Genomic DNA, 694 nt, shown 5'->3' with positions numbered 1-694 from the left:
GAGATCATGCGAACCACCGCAAACAAGCTGCGGGGCCATTATGCGTATTACGGAGTATCGGGTAACAGTCGGAGTATCAGCAACTTTGCCTATCAGGTGGAACTGATACTTTTCAAATGGCCAGGCCGGCGTGGAAAGCGTGGCAGTCTGAATTTCGAGAAGTTCCGGCTGCTGCGCCAACGCTTCCCGTTGCCTCCCCCGCGAATTCAGGTGAACCTATGGTGACTTCTTCCGCGAAGCGTGTTGTTGAGGAGCCGTGTGCGTGAGTAGTGCAAGCACGGTTCTGTGAGGGGTGTGGTGATGCGACAGTACGGAGAGGATATTGCGGTACCGGTGGGAAACCAGCCGGCAAACAGAGAATGCCAACACGATCCTAACCTGTTGTGGAGCCCATCTACTCGACCGATAAGTTCACTGCCGCACCGGCAGCTTAGAAATGCTAGCAGGCGCGCTTTGGTCTCGGTTGTCAAACAGCATCCAAAATTGACCTGTTATCAGCGTGCAATTTTGACCAGGCTATGAGGCCTGATCGCGGTGTTCTGTGATGGACCATACTGGCAGGAAGCCACACCGGGGGGTGTTGCGGTTATTGGTTGAATTCGGGCAGGGAGAATGAATGCCCAATCCCAGTAGTAGTATCTCGTTGCCGTCCACGTTTTTTCCTCATGCCAGTATTTGGCGCTAATCTGGCACA

Annotated in this window: 1 pseudogene; it reads left to right on the top strand. The window is 53.7% G+C overall.

What is annotated here, in order from left to right:
* Positions 1–225: pseudogene (locus ACOCD2_RS24145) on the top strand (group II intron reverse transcriptase/maturase); the annotation flags it as partial.
* Positions 226–694: the final 469 nt, after the last annotated feature.

Origin of the sequence: Thiolapillus sp. (assembly GCF_048562965.1) — a bacterium.
GTDB lineage: Bacteria > Pseudomonadota > Gammaproteobacteria > Chromatiales > Chromatiaceae > Thiolapillus > Thiolapillus brandeum_A.
The sequence above is the reverse complement of the archived record's forward strand: the minus strand, read 5'-3'. Positions and strand labels throughout refer to the sequence as shown.